At 34.7% G+C, this 22,264-nt stretch carries 18 protein-coding genes; 10 read left to right on the top strand and 8 right to left on the bottom strand.

Annotated features, from left to right (window positions below):
- The first annotated feature begins 420 nt into the window (after nucleotides 1-420).
- Together AC4FQ3_RS19005 and AC4FQ3_RS19000 are read left to right on the top strand one after the other, a co-directional pair.
- The gene (locus AC4FQ3_RS19005; protein WP_491182887.1) at nucleotides 421-1,662 is read left to right on the top strand and encodes a peptidase U32 family protein; all 1,242 of its coding nucleotides are present in this window, start codon (nucleotides 421-423) and stop codon (nucleotides 1,660-1,662) included.
- A complete protein-coding gene (locus AC4FQ3_RS19000; RefSeq protein ID WP_042563582.1) occupies nucleotides 1,662-1,892 on the top strand; it encodes a ferredoxin in 231 nt (76 codons plus the stop codon). Before AC4FQ3_RS19005 ends, AC4FQ3_RS19000 begins: the two co-directional genes overlap by 1 nt.
- A 48-nt stretch (nucleotides 1,893-1,940) precedes the next feature.
- Here the strand turns inward: AC4FQ3_RS19000 and AC4FQ3_RS18995 are convergent, their stop codons facing one another.
- From AC4FQ3_RS18995 to AC4FQ3_RS18985, 3 genes are all read right to left on the bottom strand, one after another.
- On the bottom strand, nucleotides 1,941-3,374 hold the full coding sequence (locus AC4FQ3_RS18995; RefSeq protein ID WP_491182886.1) for a hypothetical protein: 1,434 nt from the start codon (nucleotides 3,372-3,374) through the stop codon (nucleotides 1,941-1,943).
- Between the two features lie 159 nt (nucleotides 3,375-3,533).
- The gene (locus AC4FQ3_RS18990) at nucleotides 3,534-4,871 is read right to left on the bottom strand and encodes an ankyrin repeat domain-containing protein (RefSeq protein WP_491182885.1); all 1,338 of its coding nucleotides are present in this window, start codon (nucleotides 4,869-4,871) and stop codon (nucleotides 3,534-3,536) included.
- Between the two features lie 32 nt (nucleotides 4,872-4,903).
- Entirely contained in the window at nucleotides 4,904-6,079 is a 1,176-nt protein-coding gene (locus AC4FQ3_RS18985) for an ankyrin repeat domain-containing protein (protein WP_491182884.1), read from the bottom strand.
- A 362-nt stretch (nucleotides 6,080-6,441) separates the two neighbouring features.
- Between AC4FQ3_RS18985 and AC4FQ3_RS18980 the strand changes: the two genes are divergently transcribed.
- The 6 genes from AC4FQ3_RS18980 (at nucleotide 6,442) to AC4FQ3_RS18955 (ending at nucleotide 15,528) form a co-directional block, all read left to right on the top strand.
- A complete protein-coding gene (locus AC4FQ3_RS18980) occupies nucleotides 6,442-7,779 on the top strand; it encodes a PSP1 domain-containing protein (RefSeq protein WP_042563577.1) in 1,338 nt (445 codons plus the stop codon).
- The gene (locus AC4FQ3_RS18975) at nucleotides 7,763-8,242 is read left to right on the top strand and encodes a gliding motility lipoprotein GldH (protein WP_042563576.1); all 480 of its coding nucleotides are present in this window, start codon (nucleotides 7,763-7,765) and stop codon (nucleotides 8,240-8,242) included. The genes AC4FQ3_RS18980 and AC4FQ3_RS18975 overlap by 17 nt, the downstream gene beginning before the upstream one ends.
- Nucleotides 8,243-8,252: 10 nt before the next feature.
- Entirely contained in the window at nucleotides 8,253-10,556 is a 2,304-nt protein-coding gene (locus AC4FQ3_RS18970; RefSeq protein ID WP_042563575.1) for a penicillin-binding protein 1A, read from the top strand.
- A 266-nt stretch (nucleotides 10,557-10,822) separates the two neighbouring features.
- On the top strand, nucleotides 10,823-11,524 hold the full coding sequence (locus AC4FQ3_RS18965; protein WP_042563574.1) for a CoA transferase subunit A: 702 nt from the start codon (nucleotides 10,823-10,825) through the stop codon (nucleotides 11,522-11,524).
- 213 nt (nucleotides 11,525-11,737) lie between these two features.
- A complete protein-coding gene (locus tag AC4FQ3_RS18960; RefSeq protein ID WP_042563573.1) occupies nucleotides 11,738-12,391 on the top strand; it encodes a 3-oxoacid CoA-transferase subunit B in 654 nt (217 codons plus the stop codon).
- A 365-nt stretch (nucleotides 12,392-12,756) separates the two neighbouring features.
- Nucleotides 12,757-15,528 (top strand): M4 family metallopeptidase, encoded by a 2,772-nt coding sequence (locus AC4FQ3_RS18955; protein ID WP_491182883.1) that lies wholly within the window; start codon nucleotides 12,757-12,759, stop codon nucleotides 15,526-15,528.
- Between the two features lie 144 nt (nucleotides 15,529-15,672).
- Here AC4FQ3_RS18955 and AC4FQ3_RS18950 read toward each other — a convergent pair whose 3' ends face one another.
- Nucleotides 15,673-16,200, bottom strand: a complete 528-nt coding sequence (locus AC4FQ3_RS18950) for a DUF6646 family protein (protein ID WP_042563571.1) — start codon at nucleotides 16,198-16,200, stop codon at nucleotides 15,673-15,675.
- A gap of 47 nt (nucleotides 16,201-16,247) precedes the next feature.
- Nucleotides 16,248-16,982, bottom strand: a complete 735-nt coding sequence (locus AC4FQ3_RS18945; protein ID WP_491182882.1) for a metallophosphoesterase family protein — start codon at nucleotides 16,980-16,982, stop codon at nucleotides 16,248-16,250.
- A 140-nt stretch (nucleotides 16,983-17,122) separates the two neighbouring features.
- Between AC4FQ3_RS18945 and dinB the strand changes: the two genes are divergently transcribed.
- A complete protein-coding gene (gene dinB, locus AC4FQ3_RS18940; protein ID WP_042563569.1) occupies nucleotides 17,123-18,205 on the top strand; it encodes a DNA polymerase IV in 1,083 nt (360 codons plus the stop codon).
- A 96-nt stretch (nucleotides 18,206-18,301) separates the two neighbouring features.
- The gene (locus AC4FQ3_RS18935; protein ID WP_491182881.1) at nucleotides 18,302-18,802 is read left to right on the top strand and encodes a PAS domain-containing protein; all 501 of its coding nucleotides are present in this window, start codon (nucleotides 18,302-18,304) and stop codon (nucleotides 18,800-18,802) included.
- Nucleotides 18,803-18,919: 117 nt separating this feature from the next.
- Here AC4FQ3_RS18935 and AC4FQ3_RS18930 read toward each other — a convergent pair whose 3' ends face one another.
- The 3 genes from AC4FQ3_RS18930 to tnpA all read right to left on the bottom strand — a co-directional run bounded on the left by AC4FQ3_RS18930 (nucleotide 18,920) and on the right by tnpA (nucleotide 22,117).
- Complete coding sequence (locus AC4FQ3_RS18930) at nucleotides 18,920-20,524, bottom strand: fumarate hydratase (protein WP_491182880.1); 1,605 nt, start codon at nucleotides 20,522-20,524, stop codon at nucleotides 18,920-18,922.
- 70 nt (nucleotides 20,525-20,594) lie between these two features.
- Nucleotides 20,595-21,329, bottom strand: a complete 735-nt coding sequence (locus tag AC4FQ3_RS18925) for a hypothetical protein (protein ID WP_491182879.1) — start codon at nucleotides 21,327-21,329, stop codon at nucleotides 20,595-20,597.
- Nucleotides 21,330-21,655: 326 nt separating this feature from the next.
- Nucleotides 21,656-22,117 (bottom strand): IS200/IS605 family transposase, encoded by a 462-nt coding sequence (gene tnpA, locus AC4FQ3_RS18920; protein ID WP_491182878.1) that lies wholly within the window; start codon nucleotides 22,115-22,117, stop codon nucleotides 21,656-21,658.
- Nucleotides 22,118-22,264: the final 147 nt, after the last annotated feature.

The following is a 22,264-nucleotide window of genomic DNA, read 5'->3' as shown; positions in this document are numbered from 1 at the left end:
TAATGTATATCTAAAACGATATTACATCCCGAAAGGTTGATTGACATCGATACGTTTCCAATGGTTGAAACCACGGGCCATATTGAAATACCACACACAAAAGACAAAACATAGTCTGCGGTTTTAACCGCAGGGATAATGTATATCTAAAACGATATTACATCCCGAAAGGTTGATTGACATCGATACGTTTCCAATGGTTGAAACCACGGGCCATATTGAAATACCACACACAAAAGACAAAACATAGTCTGCGGTTTTAACCGCAGGGATAATTTATATCTACAACGATATTACATCCCGAAAGGTTGATCGACATCGATACGTTTCCCGTGGTTGAAACCACGGGCTATATTTAAAACATTGCGAAAGAAATAGTATAACCCACGGTTCAACCGTTGGAACAAAATCTAAATAAAAATGACAACAAACAACAAAATCGAACTTATGGCTCCTGCGGGTAGCTTTGATTCACTTCAGGCTGCGCTCGACAATGGCGCAGATTCAATTTATTTTGGTGTAGAACAACTCAATATGCGTGCGCGTTCGACAGTGAATTTCACTATGGATGATTTGCAGGAAATCGTTAATCGTTGTGAGGCTAAAAATGTTCGAAGTTATCTGACTTTAAACACCATCATTTACGATCACGATTTATCGGTGGTAAAAACACTTTTGAACAAAGCCAAAGAAGCTAATATTACTGCGGTTATTGCATCTGACCAAGCGGTTATTGCAATGGCAAGAAGTATTTTGATGGAAGTTCATATTTCTACACAACTGAATGTGACCAATATTGAAACTATAAAATTCTATAGTTTATTTGCAGATACAATGGTTTTAAGTCGCGAATTGAGTTTGCGTCAGGTAAAGAAAATTACGAACCAAATTGAAAAAGAACAGATAAAAGGACCGAATGGGAATTTGGTAGAAATCGAGATTTTCGGACATGGCGCTTTGTGTATGGCGGTTTCGGGAAAATGCTATTTGAGTCTGCATTCGCATAATTCATCAGCAAATCGTGGCGCTTGTAAGCAAAATTGCCGTAAAAAATATACCGTTATCGATCAGGAAACTGGTTTTGAAATTGAATTGGATAACGAATATATGATGTCGCCAAAAGATTTATGCACAATTGATTTTCTGGATCAGGTAATTGATTCCGGAATTCAGGTGCTGAAAATTGAAGGCCGTGGCCGCGCGCCGGAATATGTAGCAACGGTTATAAAAACGTATCGTGAAGCAATTGATTCTTATTATGACAAATCATTCTCTAAAGAAAAAATCGAAGTTTGGATGGAAACTTTGAATACCGTTTACAATCGAGGATTCTGGTCAGGATATTATTTGGGCCAGGAACTAGGCGAGTGGAGCGATATTCCGGGATCTGCAGCTACGCAAAAGAAGGTTTATGTTGGAAAAGGAACACATTATTTCCCGAAAGCAGAAGTAGGTCAATTCAGGATTGAAGCTTATGATATCAAAATTGGAGACAAAATCCTGGTAACCGGACCAAGTACAGGCGCTCAGGAAATGATTATTGATGAAATGTTTGTGGGTGATATTACTGCTGAAAAAGCTACAAAAGGAGATGATTGTACTTTAAAACTTCCGTTCCGAATCAGAATGTCTGATAAATTATATAAAATTGTTGAAGCATAATGGTTATCGTAACTTTACAAAGAGACAAATGCATTGGCTGTAACTATTGCGTCGAAATGGATCCGGTTCATTTTCAAATGTCCAAAAAAGATGGAAAATCAGTTTTGATTCATTCTGTAAATGCAAAAGGATTTTTTACCTTAAAGTCTCCCAATCACACCATTGTTGAAAGTTGTGAGTTGGCAGCAAAAGCTTGCCCGGTGAAGATTATTACGGTCAAGGAGACTTAGAAATTATATAGAAAAGAAAAGAGCCGCAAGTTGCGGCTCTTTTTATGTTTAAACTTCTTCAATACTTTCTGTTGTAATACTCTCCTCGATTTTATCCCATTCTTCGGCTGTCCAAAATAAGGCAATGTGAAGATTGTATAGGCCGATAGCGCCATAAATTAATCCACAAGTATAGTACAAACCGGTCGGCATATCTTGGTATAAAAAGTATATCGCCATTATGCCCAACAGTCCAAAAGCAATCCAAATACCAATTTTAAAATATAATATAAAAATATACAGTAAAATAACGGCTAAGATCAGATAAATTAAGTTTTCGCGGCTTAATCCGATTGCAATAAACTTGTAGATGCCATATACAGTTGCAAAAAATAAAATGAACAACTGAAGAAAAGATCGATTTTGCTGTTCTTTATCTTCCATTTCAAGATATTCAACATTACTTAAAGGGATGCTTTTGCGAAAAAAAAGAAATAATGGAATTAAATTAATTACCGGGATAAAACTAAAAAAATAGATCCATAAAGGTCTTCTTCGTAATGCAGTTAATTGTAAAAGCAATAGCTGTGAAAACAGTAAGTATACAAATGCAACTTGAAAAATAATGCGAAAAAACTCAAATATACTATAGAAAATAATTTCAAATCTAGAATTCATATCTCCAAACCAATGTTGGGAGAAGTTTTCTGTGAAGTTCAAATGAAGAGCAAATAAAGAAGTAAATAGAATTATAAAGTGCGCCGTGAACTTTTTGTTTGTTATAAATGAAGCAGAAGGCATTTTTATAAAATTCTTAAAAGAGAATCCGGCATCTGATAAAAATATAAAATAGAAAAAGGATAGTGGGATAAAAACATTTGAAACCGCACTTCCATAAGAATAAATAGGTGTAAGTAAATCGTTTTTCAGCATTAATGATCCAAGTTTTTGATATATTGGACTGATGCTTACTATGGCAATAATTCCAATCAAATATCCTATTAGACTTAATTTTTTTCCATAAAGTATTTTTCCTCTCAATGCACCGTATAAAGCATATGTTGGAAAAAAACCCATGATGAAATAAATAATAGACAATGCTTTTGGAGTTTCTGATCCATAAAAATTGGAATAAAGATACATCACATTCAAAGCTACAGATGGTAAGCAGATTAAAAGAACAAACTTTATTTTGTCATATTTTTTTTCATAGACTGCTTCCCAGCAAATCATGACTATTCCAATTAATATGCCGATAAATTTATTAAGGATTTCTGCCCATATCGGTAATTCCTTAGCACTATTAAGAGGGTCAAGTAATTCAAGCATTCCATAACCTCCCGGTCTTGAAATGTAAAAATTATTTGTGATAAACTGCCTGATGATAAAAAGAAAGGCAACAATAGCAAGAGGGTATAGAATATTTTTAAACTTTGAAAAATTAAAATGGTTAAAGTAGTTTGTTTCTTCGTTTAGTTCGTTTAATACAATTTTATTGTTCATTAAGCTAAGGTTTGGTTTGGGATGGTTTTGGTTTTATGCTAAATCATAAATTATTGTAAACTTAACAAATTTTAGTACTTCTGGAATAAAAAAAAGAAACCCTATTTTGTGTTATAACAGAATAGGGTTTTACTTTTTTATTAAAACTTTATTTGATTATTATCCTTTTAAAATTTTACTTTTCTCAACATCAAATTCTTCTGAAGTTAATATTCCGGCATCTAAAAGTTCTTTCAAATCTAACAATGCTTTTTTCTTTCCTTCCATAGAATTTGAAACATCAGTTTTTTGAGGTTCTTGTTGGTGAATTGGAGTAACAACAGTTCCTGAAGGAGCATATTTTAGAATCATTTCGGTAATTTCATTAAAACCTTTCACATTTGAATAATCAATCGCTTTTTGTTCTTTTACGTTTACAATTGAGGCATCGGCTTTGTTATCAAGTAAATATTTTACCACATCTTTCTTTCCGTTTGCTGCACTGTAATGTAAAGGCGTGTTCCCGGATTCGTCCTGAATATTGATGTTTGCTCCAGTTTCAATTAGTAATTTTACCATGCTCAAATTACCTTTTTTGGTAGCCACATGCAAAAGACTTTCTCCGCCATAATTGTAAGTTGTGTTTAATGTAAAGCTAGATTCGTTAGAAATATTGGTAGCACTAACAATCCAATCCAGATAATCATTCATTGAAGAAGTATCGCTGGCCAAAGGTTTGCTGTAGTTTACATCAACTCCATTTTCTAAAAACAAAGAGACTATTTCTTTTTGATTATTTGCGCAAGCGTACCAAATAGGCGAATATCCGTTATTATTGGATACAAAAACATCGGCTCCTCTTTCTACTAAAAGTTTAGCAAGCATTCTGTTGGTTTCATAACAGGCAATTAAAAGTGCGTTTTCGCCGGCATGATTTGCATGATTAATAGCTGCACCGTTATCAAGAAGCAGTGTCACCATCGGTATCGATTTTGTATAACAAGCATAAAGTAAAGGTGTATTTCCTTGTTTGTCGGTTACATTTATATCTGCGCCTTTGTCCAAAAGCAATTGGATAATTTCTCGGTTTAATTTTGCGGATGCCAACAAAAGCGGAGTTTCTCCATTGTTATTCAGTAAATTAACATCAATTCCTGCTTCAAGCAACTTTGTTGCAATTTCAATTTGAGCCGTCTGAACGACTAAATGCAAAAGGCTATTTCCATATTTATCGTTTTTGGTAATTTCCGCACCATTTTCTAAAAGATACAAAGCAGTCTGTTTCTGTTTTTGCAAACAGGCAAAGTATAACGGTGTTTCTCCCTGATGATCTTCATAATTAATATCGGCGCCGTCTTCGGTTAATATTTTTACAATATTCAAATATCCTCTGTGTGCGGCATAATGTAAGGCAGTTCTCCCTCTTTCGTCTGTATACTTTACATCGACTTCTTTATTTTGAAGAAGTAATTCGGCTATTTTTCTGTTGCCGTTTTCACAGGCAATTATAAATGACATTGACATGTATATGTTTTTTAGTAAATGATTATTTATTGTTTCATTAAAAGTTCAACCGTTTTAATTTTCAAATTATCGCCGGAAGCCAGCATTAAAGCTGTTTCATCTTTATCATTGGTGATCGTAATATCAGCGCCCTGATCTAATAACAATTTTACTTTTCTATAGGTTTCCTTTGCCATTTCGGCATCATAATTAACATTATAGGCACAAACTTTATGCAAAATGGTGTTTCCCTGATTGTCTTGTTCATTGATATCGAGAGAAACATTTTCCAAAACCGATTTTAAAATATCGGACTTCTTTTCCACAATAAAATCAATTCCGGATTTTGGCTGTCCGTAATGTTGAGCACAGAAATTCACATCGGCACCATCAGATAACAATCTTTCAAGAAATGTAATATCGGTTGGCGAACCAGAAATAGAATTGATAAAATTAGTCAATAAAGTTCGTCCGTCTTTGTTTACAATATTAAAATCAGGTGAAGAAACAGCTGCTAAAGCATCGTACATCTCATACGAAAACTGTTCAGCCACAGCATAATAAAAAGCAGTATTGTTGAGGTTGTCGGTTTCGTTAGGATCAGCACCGTTTTCAAGCAAGAATGGTAAAATATCTTTTCTGGCCCTTTTAACAGCGCACATTAGCGGAGTTGTCCCAACAATATTTTTTTCGTTAATGTCAACACCGTTGTCTGTAAGTATAGAAATGTATTCTTTTGTTTTTTCTGTTTCTAAACCATAAGTATTTATAACAGAGTAGATGAGGTTTTCTTCGGCATTGTTTTTATATTGCGTATTAGCTCCAAAATTATCAATAAGGGTTTTTATTATTTTTGGAGGAGCACCTTTTTCAAGAAAATATTTCAGCAAAGTCTGATCGCTGATTTCGTCATTAAGATTGTCCATTTTTGACATCAATGCTTCAAAAAAAGAAAGCGATTCGTCATCATCTTTTAAATTTCTGGTCAAATGGGCGAAAATTGATTTGTCAAAACTGTCCAGTTCGTAAATATCGGTTTCAATAAATCCGGCTTTTATTAATTTTTCGATGAAATCAATCTCTTTGACTTCAATGATTTTGGCTGCGATCTGAGAAAAATTGTTTTTAAGATATTGTTCGTTGAATTTTTCTCCGTTATTTAGGCATTCTCTGGCCTCGTCAAATTTTCCCTGAAAAAGGAAACTTTCAATCTGGTTTTGCATTTGTAGTGGTATTTAAAATGAAGAATTAAGTTTGATTTTAAATCAGAATTGATAATTTAGGCGTTCCCGAATTATGTTGTAAGATAAAAACATAAAATTGATAAATATATTTCAGGATAAAAATTAAAAAGGATTTTTTTATATAATAAAATCGACGGAGTGAGCTTTTTTGAAGAATATTTTTTAAAATTGAGGAGATAGAGAAGAAAATTAAAATGATTTTGATACCAAAAAAGGGCAGCTTTTTTATTTAACAACCCTTTAGAAGTAATCCATAAAAAGCAAACTAAAAAAAATACTATCTTTACCGATCAAACGTTTATGAACTTAAGCTGCGTTTTTGCAGCACTACATATATAATTATGGCATGTACAAGTTGTTCAACCTCAGATGGTGGCGCACCAAAGGGTTGTAAAAATAATGGGACTTGCGGCACCGATAGCTGCAATAAATTGACTGTTTTTGACTGGCTCGCGAACATGAGTCCGTCTAATGGAGAGGCGATTTTTGATTGTGTTGAGGTTCGTTTTAAAAACGGACGCAAGGAATTCTTTAGAAATTCAGAGAAATTAACTTTAAGTATTGGTGATATTGTAGCAACTGTTGCATCGCCAGGACATGATATTGGGATTGTTACTTTGACAGGAGAATTGGTAAAAATTCAAATGAAGAAAAAAGGTGTTAATCACGAAAGTAACGAAGTACCTAAAATATACCGAAAAGCTTCTCAAAAAGATATCGACATTTGGTCTGTAGCCCGTGATCGCGAAGAACCAATGAAAGTTCGTGCGCGTGAATTGGCAATTCAGCATAAATTAGAGATGAAGATTTCTGATATTGAATTTCAGGGAGATGGGTCAAAAGCTACTTTTTACTACACAGCAAATGACAGAGTCGATTTTAGACTTTTGATTAAAGATTTTGCTAAAGAATTTAGTACAAGAGTTGAAATGAAACAAGTAGGTTTCCGTCAGGAAGCGGCTCGTTTGGGAGGAATTGGTTCTTGCGGACGTGAACTTTGTTGTTCAACCTGGTTAACAGATTTTAGAAGTGTCAATACTTCTGCGGCGCGTTACCAACAGCTTTCGCTAAATCCCCAAAAATTAGCGGGACAATGCGGAAAATTAAAGTGTTGTTTAAACTACGAACTAGATACGTACATGGATGCGTTGAAGGATTTCCCGGATTACGATACTAAATTAGTTACCGAAAAAGGAGATGCAATTTGCCAAAAACAAGATATTTTTAAAGGCTTGATGTGGTTTGCTTACACCAATAATTTTGCTAACTGGCATGTTTTGAAAATTGATCAGGTAAAAGAAATTATTGCTGAAAATAAACTGAAAAACAAAGTTTCTTCTCTTGAAGATTTTGCTATTGAAGTAGTTTCAGAACCTGAAAAAGATTTTAATAACGCAATGGGTCAGGAAAGTTTGACTCGTTTTGATCAGCCAAAAAGAAAGAAAAAGCCAAATCGTAAACGCAAACCTAACGCTGAAGGCGCTGTAGTGGCTACTCCTGCTAAACCGCAACAAAGTAACAATAATAGCAATAAGCCTGCGGGAGGAGGAAATCCGAACAAAAACAAACAGAATAATAACAATAAGCCGAATAATTCGAATAAGCCCAAATCGAATGATAACAAACCAGCTGAACCGAGAAAACCTATAATTATTACTAAAAATGAGAATAAAAAATAGCGGAATTCTTCTTTTGGCAGCAATACTTCTTTTTTCTTGTGATAAAAAAAGAGTATTTGATGAGTACAAATCTGTTGGAAGCGCCTGGCACAAAGACAGTATTGTAACCTTTGATCTGCCTGTTTTAGATTCTACCAAAAAATACAATTTATTTGTAAATTTGAGAGATAACAACAATTATCCTTTCAAAAATTTGTTTTTAATTGTTGCTATTGAAACGCCAAATGGTTTTACCAAAGTCGATACTTTAGAATACGAAATGGCTAAACCGGATGGAACCTTGTTAGGAAATGGTTTTACTGATATAAAAGAAAGTAAACTGTATTACAAAGAGGATGTTAAGTTTAGAGGAAAATACAAAGTACACATCAAACAAGCTGTTCGTGAATCGGGAAAAATTCCTGGTGTTGAAGCTTTAGAAGGTATTACAGACGTAGGTTTTAGAATAGAACAAAAAGATTAGATAAATAGTTATGGCCACCAAAAAAAACAATCAACCTAATAGTACTAAAGATATTAACTACTATAAAAAGAAATTCTGGAGATTTTTTGTCTACTTTTTATTAGGCATTCTGGCTTTCTTTTTATTTGCTTCGTGGGGGCTTTTCGGATCGATGCCTTCTTTTGAAGATTTAGAAAACCCGGATTCTAACTTAGCAACAGAAATTATTTCTTCGGATGGAGTTGTAATTGGAAAGTATTTTAAAACCAACAGATCACAGCTTAAATATTCGGATTTGCCAAAAAGCCTAGTTGAAGCGTTAGTTGCCACCGAAGATGCTCGTTTTTACGAACATTCCGGAATTGACGGACGCGGAACTTTAAGAGCCGTTTTTACGCTAGGAACAAATGGTGGAGCGAGTACGTTAACACAACAATTAGCCAAACAATTATTTCATGGTGAAGGTTCTAAGTTCTTGCCATTTAGAATTGTACAAAAAATAAAAGAATGGATTATTGCCATTCGTCTTGAAAGACAATACACGAAAAACGAAATTTTGGCCATGTATTGCAATGTTTACGACTTCGGAAATTATTCTGTTGGAGTAAGTTCTGCAGCACAGACCTATTTTTCGAAAGATCCGAAAGATTTAACAATGGACGAATCGGCTATTTTAGTCGGAATGTTCAAAAATTCAGGATTGTACAATCCGGTTCGTAATCCGCAAGGAGTAAAAAACCGTCGTAATGTTGTTCTTGCGCAGATGGAAAAAGCGAAGATGATTTCTACAGCAGAAAAAGAAAGATTACAAGCTTTACCAATTGCATTAAAATTCAAATTAGAAAGCCACCGTGAAGGTACAGCAACCTATTTCAGAGAATATCTTCGTGATTACATGAAAAAATGGATGGCGGAGAACAAAAAACCAGACGGTTCTGATTATGATATCTACAAAGATGGTTTGAAAATTTATACGACCATCGATTCAAGAATGCAGCAATATGCTGAAGAGGCAGTTTCGGCACACATGAAAAATTTGCAGCAGCAATTTTTCATCGAGCAAAAAAACAATAAAAATGCACCTTTCGTAAATATCACTCAGGCAGAAACGGAGAAATTGATGATGCAGGCCATGAAAAACTCAACGCGTTGGGCGATCATGAAAGATCTGGACAAAAGCGAAGACGATATTATTGCTTCATTCAAAGTAAAAACACAAATGCGCATTTTTACCTGGAAAGGAGAACGCGATACTATTATGACGCCGCTGGATTCTATCCGTTATTACAAACACTTTTTGCAATCTGGTTTAATGGCGATGGAACCACAAACCGGAAATATTAAAGCGTGGGTTGGTGGTATCAACTACAAATATTTCCAATACGATCACGTTGGGCAGGGAGCAAGACAAGTAGGGTCTACATTCAAGCCTTTTGTTTATGCAACTGCTATTGAGGAATTAAATATGTCTCCTTGTGATTCCATTTTAGATGGACCTTTTATGATTCATAAAGGACGTCACCACGTTACAGAAGATTGGGAGCCAAGAAACTCTGACAACAGATACCGCGGAATGGTAACTTTAAAACAAGGTTTAGCAAATTCGATCAATACCGTTTCGGCTAAATTAATAGATCGTGTTGGTCCAGAAGCCGTTGTAGAATTAACACATAAATTAGGTGTTAAAACCGAAATTCCCGCTCAGCCTTCTATTGCTTTAGGAGCTGTAGATATTACGGTTGAAGATATGGTTGCTGCTTACAGCACATTTGCAAATCAGGGAGTGTATGTAAAACCACAATTTTTAAGTCGTATTGAGAATAAAAGCGGTGAGGTTATTTATGAGCCAATTCCGGAATCACACGACGTTTTAAATAAAGACATCGCTTTTGCAGTAATCAAATTATTGCAGGGAGTTACAGAAACCGGTTCTGGTGCACGTTTACGTACGCAAGGCGGTGGAAGCGGAGATAATCGTTGGACAGGATATCCATACATGTTCAAAAATCCGATTGCGGGTAAAACAGGAACAACACAAAATCAATCAGATGGTTGGTTTATGGGGATGGTTCCAAACTTAGTAACAGGTGTTTGGGTTGGATGCGAAGATCGTTCGGCACGTTTCAAGAGTTTGACTTACGGACAAGGTGCAACAGCAGCTTTACCGGTTTGGGCTTACTTCATGAAATTGTGTTATGCCGATAAGAATTTACAAATTTCTAAATCAGAATTTGAGCGTCCGGCAAACCTTTCTATCAAAGTAGATTGTTACAGCGCACCAAAAGTAAAAGATACAACTACAACAGAACAAAATACAGACGAATTCGAATTATAGTTTAAGAGTTCGGTTCTAAATAAAATTATCCTTTTGTGATCTTCTGAAATCAGTCGAAAACAAAAGGATTTTTTTTGAAATAAGTATAAATTTTTTTTACCGCAAAGTTCGCTAAGGTTTTATAAAGCTTTGCGAACTTTGCGTTTTTGTCTTTGTGAGCTTTGCGGTTAATAAACTAGCTATAGATTTATTTTTACGAAATCGTTATAATTTAATCTAAAAATGGTATTTTTATCAAAATTATACAGTAATAAAGTCAGTTTGTTATGATAACAAAAAAAGTGGATAGCGTACACGATGCTATAAAAGGAATTGAAAGCGGGATGACGATTATGTTTGGTGGTTTTGGTTTATGCGGAATTCCTGAAAATACTATTGCTGCTTTAGTAAACACATCAATTTCAGATTTAACTTGTATTTCTAATAATGCAGGAGTTGATGATTTTGGTTTAGGATTGCTTTTGCAGAAGAAACAAATAAAAAAAATGATCTCCTCGTATGTGGGTGAAAATGCAGAATTCGAACGTCAGATGCTTTCTGGTGAATTAGAAGTGGAGTTAACGCCACAAGGAACTCTTGCAGAACGTTGTCGTGCGGCCCAAGCGGGAATTCCAGCTTTCTTTACACCGGCAGGTTACGGAACCGAAGTAGCAGAAGGTAAAGAAGTTCGTGAGTTCAATGGAAAAATGCATATTATGGAAGAAGCTTTCAAAGCTGATTTTGCCATTGTAAAAGCATGGAAAGGTGACGAAGCAGGAAATCTTATTTTTAAAGGAACTGCCCGAAACTTTAATGCGTGTATGGCCGGAGCCGGAAAAATTACCATTGCCGAAGTTGAAGAACTGGTTCCTGTTGGAACTTTAGATCCAAATCAAATTCATATCCCGGGAATTATGGTGCAACGCATCTTTCAGGGAGAAAAATTTGAGAAAAGAATCGAGCAACGTACTGTAAGACAGAGGAATTAGAGAATGAGGTAATTTGTCAATTAGATAATGAATTAGATAACGCAAAATTGTTGCGTTAAATAAATTTTATAATTGATATGTTATTGATTTTTATAAAATTACTTTAAATTACATAAAGTAAAATATTAGATAATTAGAAAATGTGATAATTAGATAATTAGATTGCGCAAGCATTATCTAATTATCTAATTTCCAAATTGACACATTGAGTTTATGTTAACAAAAGAAGATATAGCAAAACGAATTGCTAAAGAAGTAAAAGACAGATATTTTGTTAATCTTGGTATCGGAATTCCGACTTTGGTTGCAAATTATGTGAGAGAAGATATAGCAGTTGAGTTCCAGAGTGAAAACGGTGTTCTTGGCATGGGGCCTTTTCCTTTTGCAGGAGAAGAAGATGCTGATATTATCAATGCTGGAAAACAAACGATTACTACGCTTCCGGGAGCAAGTTTCTTTGATTCGGCCTTTAGTTTCGGAATGATTCGAAGTCAAAAAGTTGATTTGACTATTCTAGGCGCAATGGAAGTTTCTGAAAACGGAGATATTGCCAACTGGAAAATTCCAGGGAAAATGGTGAAAGGAATGGGAGGCGCAATGGATTTGGTGGCTTCTGCCGAAAATATCATTGTTGCAATGATGCACGTTAATAAAGCTGGAGAATCTAAAATTCTTAAAAAATGCACTTTGCCATTAACAGGCGTAGGATGCGTTAAAAAGGTTGTAACAGAGCTCGCAGTTCTCGAAGTAACTAAAAACGGTTTTAAGCTCTTAGAACGAGCGCCAGGTGTTTCTGTTGAGCATATCGTTGCTTCAACCGAAGCAGAATTAATTATAGAAGGCGAAATTCCGGAAATGAACATTTAATTTTTTTTCTTTAAAAACATATCCCTTTAAGGGCTGGCGTTTATGCCAGCCCTTTTTTTGTTGAATAAAATCAAAGCTATGTCAGGTTTTATTTCTTATATAATGATGTTTCTGTACTACTTTTTTTATATAAAAATTTAAATACCAACGAATTATCGATTTTAGGCTTTCTATTTTGAGAAATTCTTACAGTTTGTTAAATAAAAGTGAATTTAAAGTAAAAAGTGTTGCATTTTATCGATTAACGGCAAATTTCATCGACTATCTAACAAAATTAAAATACTTTTATCCTAAATTAAAGTATTTACTTACGATAAATGTTTTATTTGTAATCATTTAACCAAACTTTAAAAACCCCTTAAATTATGAGAAAAAAATTACCAGGAATCATGGCGACCGCCGTTGTTTTTACTTTTACAATCTCTTCATTTGCTCAGACAGATAAGCAAATAAGTCAGAAAAATGTTTCTGAAAACGGACAACCAAGTTTAATCACCTTTAATGAGAAATCAACTTACAAAGGCTCAGATGCTCAAAAAGTCTTTAAGGAGCAACTTGGTTTAAAAGACTCTCAATCTTTTGCAAAAATCAAAACCCAATCTGACAAACAAGGTTACACTCATGAAAAATTCCAATTGTATGAACAGGGAATCAAAGTTGAATTTGCCAATTATACCCTGCATTCAAAAGATGGAAAATTAGTATCGATGAATGGTGAATTCTACGATATCGAAAATGTTAAAACTACACCTAAACTTTCTTCTCAGGAAGCTTTCAACAGAGCACTTAGCTACACGCATGCAACAGAATATCTTTGGGAAAAACCACAAGATGCTATAGCAATGGATTATGAAAAACCAAAAGGAGAACTTGTTTTGTTGCCTGCAATGGAAGAACAAGGTGAAAAACGCACAACTGATAAAGTTCGTTTGGCTTACAAGTTTGACATTTATGCTACAAAACCTTTAAGCCGCGGAGATCTTTATATTGATGCTGAAACCGGAAAAGCATTGTTTTATAATGCAACTATAAAACATTTAAACGATAATGTACATGCAAGGAAATCTTCTTCGGTAAATGCAGATAAAAATATATCGGCTTCAAAAATGGCAATTGTTGCTGCCAATGCCGCGACTCGTTACAGCGGAACGCAGACAATACAAACTACTTTAAGCGGATCATCTTATATTTTATCAGATACATCTCGTGGTTTAGGCGTTCAAACTTATAATTCTGCAAGAACAGCGACTTATCCAACAACAAATTTTTCTGATGCCGATAATAACTGGACAGCCGCAGAATATAACAACACCAATAAAGACAATGGCGCTCTTGATGCACATTGGGGTGCAGAAAAAACATATGATTACTGGTCAACAGTACACAGTAGAAACAGTTTTGATGATGCCGGTGCTAAAATCAAAAGTTATGTACACTATAATTTAGTTGCTGCAGGATATTCAAGCAACAATAATGCCTTTTGGAACGGAAGCGTAATGACTTACGGAGACGGAACAGGAACAGGAGGATTTGATATTTTAACTTCTCTGGATGTTGCCGGACACGAAATTGGTCACGCTGTATGTACTTACACAGCAAACTTAGCCTACCAAAAAGAATCTGGAGCAATGAATGAAGCATTCTCTGATATTTGGGCAGCTTGTATTGAATATCATTCAGCACCTACAAAATCAATCTGGTTGGTTGGTGAAGATATCGAAAGAAGAAGCGGGCATGTTGCTTTGCGTTCTATGAGCGATCCAAATGCTGAAGGACAACCGGATACTTACGGTGGAACGAATTGGATAAACGTAAATTGTACTCCAACAAACAACAATGACCAATGTGGGGTACATACAAATTCAGGTGTTTTAAATCACTGGTTTTACATTTTATCTGTTGGTAAAACAGGAACTAATGATCTTGGAAATGCTTACAACGTAACAGGAATTACTCTTGATAAAGCTGAGAAAATTGCTTTTCGTTTAGAGAGCGAATATTTAGGAGCCAATTCAACTTATGCCAATGCAAGAACTTTTGGAATACAATCTGCTATTGAATTATACGGTGCAGGTTCTGCCGAAGTTATTGCAACAACAAACGCATTTTATGCTGTAGGTGTTGGTGCGGCATATTCTGGCTCAACAGATACTGTAGCTCCTTCGGCTCCAACTTCTTTGGCAGCTTCTGGAACAACAGGCACAACAACCAATTTAACCTGGACAGCTTCTACAGACAATGTTGCAGTAACAGGCTACGATATTTATCAGGGAACAACTCTTAAAGGATCATCTGCAACAACATCTTACACAGTAACAGGATTAACAGGTTCAACGGCTTATACTTTTAGTGTAAAAGCGAAAGATGCTGCCGGAAATGTTTCAGCTTCAAGTAGTACAGTAAATGTTACTACTACCGCCGCTGGTATAACATATTGCGCATCTCAGGGAAATAGTACTGCAGATGAAAGAATTAGTAAAGTTGTTTTTGGTACAATCAATAATACTTCAACAGGAACAACAGGCTACGAAAACTATACTGCAATTTCTACAAATGCAGCAAGAGGAACAGCTTATACAATTACAATTACACCAGTTTGGACGTCTACGACTTACAATGAAGGTTATGCGGTATTTATAGATTACAATCAGGATGGAGATTTCTCAGATTCTGGCGAAACGGTTTGGACAAAAGCAGCTTCAAAAACGACTCCGGTTACAGGATCAATTACAATTCCTGCAACAGCAACTCTTGGAACAACAAGATTGAGAGTTTCTATGAAATACAATGCAATTCCAACATCTTGTGAGGCTTTCTCTTACGGACAAGTTGAAGATTATTCTATAAACATTACAGCTTCTGGAGCGGTTGTTGAAGAAAGTATTACCGGAATAGCAGAAACTGTTGAAACTGCACGTTTTGCTTTATATCCAAATCCGGTTGGAAGTGAATTAAATGTTTCAATTTCAGAAAGTAATGGATACACTTATAGAATTACAAACACATTGGGACAACAGCTAAGTTCCGGAGAACTTTATGGAAATCCAATTGATGTAAGTAAATTGGCTACCGGAATTTACTTAATTGAATTAAATAACGGCAGTAAAAAAATCGTGAAGAAATTTGCAAAAAAATAAAAAATTGTAATTTAAAAAAGGAAAGCCCCGTAATGGGGCTTTTTTTTTGTCAATAGGTATTGAAAGCAAAATCAAATAATTTGCCGGAAATAAAAAAAGCGTTCATGATGAACGCTTTCTAATATAATTTGCTTTGGAAGAATCTTATAAATTAAAAGAAGCTCCTAAACTAAAAGTTGCCTGGTTGTTTAAATGATCGAATACGTCATTATCATTACCGTATTTTGCAATTGGGAATCCGATTTCTGTGAAAACACCAAATCCGTCAGTAAAAAAGTAACGACCACCAACGTGTCCGCCAAAATTGTGTAATCCCAAACTTAAACCAGGATAAACATCTAATTGCTCAACACCAATTACGCTGCTTAAATTTGCATTAATTCTTGCTTTTGCATCAAAACGATCTTGAAATTCTGGTTTGTAATCATAATATGGAGTTGGGTTATTGTGATAAACCCCTGAGAAATTATCAACTCCTAGTAAATAAGTTGTAACAAATCCGAAAGAGAAATTTTCTCCTAAACCGAAATCAATAGATCCCTGAATTCCTGATCCACCATCTTGTAAATTAGCACCAACGTTAACTTTCATGTCACCTTTTCCAGAGAAAGCCTGTTGGGCATTAGTGAATCCGAATGACGCTAAAAACAAAAGTGTAATAAATTTTTTCATAAACTTAAATATTAATTATTTGGATTGCAAATTTAGTTTTTTACACTTCAATTCCTACCTTTTTCATTAAAATACAATTCATTTAATGGGTCACTTTGCCAGAACTCCTTGGTATCCACGTTCATAATAGTCAAAGGGCCTTTAAAAGCAGCACCAGTATCAACATTCCAAACGCAGGCTTTGTTTATTGGAACCGTTTGACCAATTCTGGTTACGGGCGTATGACCAATAAATATCTCTTTATATATCGTAAAACGTTTTGGATAAAATAAATCGTCTGGTTTTAAATTAGGGTCTAATGAAAGAGCTGATTCCCAAAGTGTTCTGTCCCAATAAAATAATTTAGGAAAGTATTCCCAGACTACGCCATTTAAGTTCGTAAAGCCTGCATGAACAAATAATCGGTTTTGATCATCAAGATAATAATCCTGTAATGCTTCAAAAAAAGCAATATGTGTTTTCTTTTTTTCTTCAGAAAGTTTAGAATATCCTTCAACAGTAGCTCTTCCGCCATGTTTGTACCACATTTCTTCATCAAATTCTTCATTTCGATTTTCCAGCCAGTCTAAGGCCAATTGATCATGATTTCCTCTAATGCAAATGCAGTTTTGTTTGCTTTTAAGATCAATCAAATATTCGATTACTTCTGCAGACTGACTCCAGCCATCTACATAATCACCTAAAAATATAAGAGTATCTTGTGTGGTAACCTGAGCTTTTATCAGCACTTGTTCAAGAGCGAGTAATCCGCCGTGTATGTCGCCTATAACAAATGTTCGCATTGTTTAATTTTTCATCTGGAAGAACAAAAATATAAAGAATAATTGGTTTGAACTCATCGAATTTATATTCTTTAAAAATTGATATTATTTATAACTGTTTTGAGCACTTTTTTATTGCTTTTCCTTTTTAAATTTGTAGCATGTCTGAAATGCCTACATATCGAAAAATTATCCATATTGATATGGATGCTTTTTATGCTTCGGTGGAGCAGATGGACAATCCTGCTTTACGCGGAAAAGCCATTGCCGTTGGAGGTTCAGAAAATAGAGGAGTAGTGGCAGCGGCAAGTTACGAAGCCCGAAAATTTGGTGTTAGAAGTGCCATTAGTGGAGTTCTGGCCAAAAAATATTGTCCTGAAATCATTTTTGTGCGTCCGCGTTTTGATAGATACAAGGAAATATCCGGTAAAATTCATAAAATTTTTCATGAATACACAGATTTAGTTGAGCCGCTTTCGCTTGACGAAGCTTATCTTGATGTAACTCAAAATAAAAAAGGAAATCCAAGTGCGAGTTTATTAGCTCAGGAAATCCGGTCAAGAATCCTCAGTGAAGTCGGACTTACAGCTTCGGCAGGAATTTCGGTCAATAAATTTGTGGCTAAAATTGCCAGCGACATTAATAAACCAAACGGGCAAAAAACAGTAAATCCGGATGAGATTATACCTTTTTTGGAAGATTTGCCAATCCGTAAGTTTTATGGTGTCGGAAAAGTAACGACCGAAAAAATGTATCAGTTGGGAATTTTTACCGGAGCTGATTTAAAAACAAAACCGGTAGAATTTCTGGAGAAACATTTCGGTAAATCAGGTGGTTTTTATTATAATGTTGTGCGTGGAATTCATAATAGCGAAGTAAAACCTTCACGAATTACCAAATCTGTCGCAGCAGAACATACTTTTGATGTCAATTTATCTTCAGAGATTTTTATGTTGGAACAACTCGAAAGAATCGCCACATCATTAGAAAAAAGATTAAAAAGACATAATATTTCCGGCAAAACCGTGACACTTAAAATAAAATACAGCGATTTTACCCAGCAAACCCGAAGCAAAACTTTGCCCTATTTTATTTCAGATAAAAGTTTGATTCTAGAAACGGTAGAAGAATTATTGTATCAGGAACGAATGAAAGATTCAGTTCGATTACTGGGAATTTCATTAAGTAATTTGAATACCGAGGAGAAAAAAGCGGTTGTAGTTCAGCTTAAATTTTCTTTTTAACAGTTATAATTACACGAAATGAGGATTTCCATAAATATAATCAAGATTTTCATTTTACCTTTATAAAAAAGTTACTTTACGAATAAATCATTTGAGATGAAAAAAGATAATTCTGATGAAATTTCAAGCCGCCATTCAGTTCCTATTTTAGCATGGGATTTTCATTATGAATACATAAATGAACTGAAAGCTATTTTTACTGATTTAAAGAAGGTCGGTAAGATTTCAAGTGAATTTCATTGGAATGAAAAGAACCTGAAAATTAAGGAAAGAATTAAAGAGGAGATAATTGTGGTTACAGATATAAATCTGAAGATTGTTTTTGCCTCAACGGGAATTAAAAGAATGACCGGTTATACAGAAGAAGAAATTTTGGGCAAAACACCAAAAATGTTTCAAGGCCCCAAAACATGCAATGTTGTTTTAAAAGAAATTAGAGAAGCTATAAAACTTCAGATGCCATTTGAAAAAATAGTTGAAAATTATAAAAAAAACGGTCATAGTTACAAATGCAAAATAAATGGAGTTCCTATTTTTAACCTAAAAGGAGAACTATCGCATTTCATTGCTTTTGAAAGTGAAGATAAAAGTGCTTAATTTTTAGCCACAAAGGCACAAAGGCGCAAAGATTATTATAAGAAACAAAAAAACCGCCCAAATAGGCGGTTTTTGCATATATAAAACTTGGTGTCTTAGTGTCTTTGTGGCAAACATCTACAGATTTTCAAAAAAGTCATTTCCTTTATCATCTGTAATGATAAAAGCAGGGAAATCTTTAACGGTAATTTTACGAACCGCTTCCATTCCTAATTCTTCAAAATCAACAACTTCAACTTTTAGGATATTATCTTGTGCTAAAATTGCCGCCGGGCCTCCAATTGAACCCAGGTAAAATCCGCCATATTTGTTGCAGGCATCTGTAACTTGTTTGGTACGGTTTCCTTTTGCGAGCATAATCATACTTCCGCCATGTTTTTGGAATTCATCTACATAAACATCCATACGGCCGGCTGTAGTTGGTCCAAAACTTCCGGAAGCCATTCCTTCGGGTGTTTTTGCTGGTCCGGCGTAATAAACAGGGTGATTTTTAAAGTATTCCGGCATTGGTTTTCCGGCTTCTAAAAGTTCCATAATTTTTGCATGTGCGATATCACGTGCAACAATTACAGTTCCGTTTAACTTTAAACGAGTTTTGATAGGATATTGACTTAATTTAGCCAAAATATCAGCCATTGGCATATCCAGGTCAATTTCTACTGGAGCTTCTAAATGTGGAGCTGTTTCCGGTAAAAACTGTTTTGGATTTACTTCTAACTGTTCTACAAAAATTCCATCTTTATTAATTTTTCCTTTGATATTTCTATCTGCCGAACAAGAAACGCCTAACCCAACCGGACAAGAAGCTGCGTGACGTGGCAAACGGATTACACGAACATCATGCGTAAAATATTTTCCTCCAAATTGAGCGCCAATAGCACTTTCCTGGCAAATTTGCTGTACGCGATTTTCCCATTCTAAATCGCGGAAAGCCTGACCAGCCATGTTTCCGGTAGTTGGCAAATGATCATAGTATCCTGCAGATGCTTTTTTAACAGCGCTTAGATTTGCTTCCGCAGAAGTTCCCCCAATTACTAAAGCCAAATGATAGGGTGGACAAGCTGAAGTTCCTAAATCTTTAATCTTCGTACGAATGAAAGCATCCATAGATTTATCATTCAATAAAGATTTTGTTTGCTGATACAAGTATGTTTTATTGGCAGATCCACCACCTTTCGCCATAAATAAGAACTCGTATGAGTTTCCTTTTTTAGCATAAATATCAATTTGCGCCGGAAGATTCGATCCTGAATTTTTTTCTTCAAACATCGAAATCGGAACAATTTGAGAATATCTTAGATTACGTTTTTGGTATGTATTGAAAATTCCTCTGCTCAACCATTCTGCATCATCAACGCCGGTAAAAATGCTTTCGCCTTTTTTGGCCATTACAATTGCAGTTCCCGTATCCTGGCAGCTTGGCAATTGTCCTTCGGCAGCTACAGAAGCATTTTGAAGTAAATTGTAAGCCACAAAACGATCATTGTCTGTCGCCTCTGGATCGTCAATAATTTTTCTTAATTTTTGCAAATGCGTCGTTCTCAACATAAACGAAACATCTGTTAAGGCTTCTTCAGCCAATAACTCTAATCCTTTCGGATCAACAGTAAGAACTTCACGTTCTCCAAATTTTTCAACTTTCACAAAATCTGAAGTGATTTTGCGGTATTGCGTATCATCCTTTAAAATAGGATAAGGGTCTTGGTATATAAAATCAATCATTTCTTTGTTTTTGACAAAGTTAAAAATTATTTATCTAAGAAAGAATTTGAATAAGAGCCGTTTTGAGAGTTTATTTTATGTTGTGAAATTCATTAAAAGGCATTTTTTTCTCAAAATAAGATTTGTCTTTTGCAGAAAGTAACTGGCTTTTCCATTTATTTCCGCTTAAGCGAAAAACAATCGAGTCAGAATAAGTAACCATTCCCATGTCTTCGTCATTATCGTCAGGTTCAAACGAAACTCTTTTGCAGTAAAAAGATTCGGAATCTTTTTCGTTTGGAGTTGCAAATTCGACCCAGCTTCCCCAGCCACTGTCTGTAATAGAATCCCATTGATAAACGAGTTGTAAATCATTGTTTTTTAAATGATAGAGATAATTGTTTTGATTATATCCGCAGGCAGGATATCCAAAAGAAACCTGAATAAATGAAGTGTTATTGTTTGTAGCTGTTGCCAAGCCATAATCGGCTCCCCATTCTGATCCTTTTTGATAACCTTCGATTGTTACTTTTGAAGATGCTTTTTTCTCTTTGTTTTCATAAAAATCCAATCGGTATTTTACGGTAACAATACTGTCTTTATCTGCTTTTTGATCTAATAAATTCGCGAGAACATAATTCCCTGAGGTATTTTCTTCTCCGTTAGAAATCGGAATTGTATCTGTTTTTAAGAACTTTTCTGCAGAAGCAATTACAACTTCTGTTTTATTTTCTGAAGCAGGGTTTTTTGTTTGAATTTGCGAAACTGGTTTTGGTTTCTGGCAGCTTATTATTAGTGATAAAAGGAAAAGGTATTGTGGTTTCATGGTATTTTTGATTGGTCAATTATTTTTTAACGAATTAATTTCGATGTTTTATTATGTTTAAACTGGACTGAAGTCCAGCTCTACAAAATAAATCATTCCTACGGAATTTTACAACCTTCGTGAAAAAGAGTCGTCGGCTGAAATTAGGCTCTGTAAAATAAACTAATTCTCAGAATCTCTAAGAAAAGAGCCGTAGGCCTCGACGGATATTGTAGGGCTGGACTTTAGTCCAGTTTATAATAAGACCAATATTGTAGGGCCGAATTTTAATTCGGTTTTTTATAAAATCAATATTATAGATCCAGATTTTGAACAGGTTTTATAGATTAAATTAGATTTTTAAATACATATTTTTCTTCAAACGTAATTTTAAATTTATCTAAGAATGATAAATATTCGTCTTTGAAGTTTTGTGTTTTATGATGTTTCTCTTGGTTTTCGATATATTTATAAACCGCATCAATATGTGACTGACTATAAGAAAAAACACCGTAACCTTCCTGCCATTCAAATCTTGATTTTGTTAAGTTGTGATCATTAATATATTTTGATGATCTCCCTTTTACAATTTTCATTAATTCAGAAATAGAAACAGTTGGTTTTAAACCTAAAAAACAATGAACATGGTCTTCTGTTCCATTTACAATTATAGTTTTACAGCCTGTTTCATTTATTAAATTACCGATAACGCTAAGTAATTCCGATTTCCATTCCTTTTCTATAACTGCGTCTCTGTATTTTACAGCAAAAACTGCCTGAATATAAACCTGATGATATGTGTTTGACATTTTATATTTATTTGTAACGTTCAAATTCGTCACAATAATATGAAATATCTTACAAATAATTAAATCTATTATTCTGTTTAAACTGGACTAAAGTCCAGCCCTACAAAATAAATCGTTCCTTCGGAACTCTAAGGTGAGAGACGTAGT

This window comes from Flavobacterium sp. AK-345, from assembly GCF_058310175.1.
This window is presented reverse-complemented; position numbering and strand designations above follow the sequence as displayed.

Excerpts from the sequence above, each read along its gene's own strand:
- AC4FQ3_RS19005 (WP_491182887.1), top strand. The coding sequence starts at position 421 with ATGACAACAAACAACAAAATCGAACTTATGGCTCCTGCGGGTAGCTTT.
- AC4FQ3_RS19000 (WP_042563582.1), top strand. The coding sequence starts at position 1,662 with ATGGTTATCGTAACTTTACAAAGAGACAAATGCATTGGCTGTAACTAT.
- AC4FQ3_RS18995 (WP_491182886.1), bottom strand. The coding sequence starts at position 3,374 with ATGAACAATAAAATTGTATTAAACGAACTAAACGAAGAAACAAACTAC.
- AC4FQ3_RS18990 (WP_491182885.1), bottom strand. The coding sequence starts at position 4,871 with ATGTCATTTATAATTGCCTGTGAAAACGGCAACAGAAAAATAGCCGAA.
- AC4FQ3_RS18985 (WP_491182884.1), bottom strand. The coding sequence starts at position 6,079 with ATGCAAAACCAGATTGAAAGTTTCCTTTTTCAGGGAAAATTTGACGAG.
- AC4FQ3_RS18980 (WP_042563577.1), top strand. The coding sequence starts at position 6,442 with ATGGCATGTACAAGTTGTTCAACCTCAGATGGTGGCGCACCAAAGGGT.
- AC4FQ3_RS18975 (WP_042563576.1), top strand. The coding sequence starts at position 7,763 with ATGAGAATAAAAAATAGCGGAATTCTTCTTTTGGCAGCAATACTTCTT.
- AC4FQ3_RS18970 (WP_042563575.1), top strand. The coding sequence starts at position 8,253 with ATGGCCACCAAAAAAAACAATCAACCTAATAGTACTAAAGATATTAAC.
- AC4FQ3_RS18965 (WP_042563574.1), top strand. The coding sequence starts at position 10,823 with ATGATAACAAAAAAAGTGGATAGCGTACACGATGCTATAAAAGGAATT.
- AC4FQ3_RS18960 (WP_042563573.1), top strand. The coding sequence starts at position 11,738 with ATGTTAACAAAAGAAGATATAGCAAAACGAATTGCTAAAGAAGTAAAA.
- AC4FQ3_RS18955 (WP_491182883.1), top strand. The coding sequence starts at position 12,757 with ATGAGAAAAAAATTACCAGGAATCATGGCGACCGCCGTTGTTTTTACT.
- AC4FQ3_RS18950 (WP_042563571.1), bottom strand. The coding sequence starts at position 16,200 with ATGAAAAAATTTATTACACTTTTGTTTTTAGCGTCATTCGGATTCACT.
- AC4FQ3_RS18945 (WP_491182882.1), bottom strand. The coding sequence starts at position 16,982 with ATGCGAACATTTGTTATAGGCGACATACACGGCGGATTACTCGCTCTT.
- dinB (WP_042563569.1), top strand. The coding sequence starts at position 17,123 with ATGTCTGAAATGCCTACATATCGAAAAATTATCCATATTGATATGGAT.
- AC4FQ3_RS18935 (WP_491182881.1), top strand. The coding sequence starts at position 18,302 with ATGAAAAAAGATAATTCTGATGAAATTTCAAGCCGCCATTCAGTTCCT.
- AC4FQ3_RS18930 (WP_491182880.1), bottom strand. The coding sequence starts at position 20,524 with ATGATTGATTTTATATACCAAGACCCTTATCCTATTTTAAAGGATGAT.
- AC4FQ3_RS18925 (WP_491182879.1), bottom strand. The coding sequence starts at position 21,329 with ATGAAACCACAATACCTTTTCCTTTTATCACTAATAATAAGCTGCCAG.
- tnpA (WP_491182878.1), bottom strand. The coding sequence starts at position 22,117 with ATGTCAAACACATATCATCAGGTTTATATTCAGGCAGTTTTTGCTGTA.